Origin of the sequence: Pseudomonas sp. 32_A, from assembly GCF_017490905.1 — a bacterium.
GTDB lineage: Bacteria > Pseudomonadota > Gammaproteobacteria > Pseudomonadales > Pseudomonadaceae > Aquipseudomonas > Aquipseudomonas inefficax.
In genome coordinates, this window is record NZ_JAFGYI010000536.1 from 1 (window position 1) to 230 (window position 230).

Annotated in this window: 1 pseudogene; it reads right to left on the reverse strand. The window is 60.9% G+C overall.

The features are described from left to right. A pseudogene (locus J5M58_RS27715) lies at positions 1–230 on the reverse strand (arginine-ornithine antiporter); the annotation flags it as partial.

Here is a 230-nt window from a genome sequence, read left to right on the forward strand (position 1 = left end):
GCAGCCAGACGGCATACAACAGGGCGATGCCGCCGATGATCAGGTCTTTCTTGCGCTCAGCCAGGGCCTGTTCGTAGGTTTCGCTGCGCCATGCCAGCAGGAAGGCGTAGGCCGCCGACCACAGGTAGGGCACCAGGATCATCGACGAGGCCAGGTAGATCAGGCTGGTATAGGTACCGGCGGAAAACAGCGTGATCAGCAGGAAGCCCTGGATCATGCAGTTGGTCAGC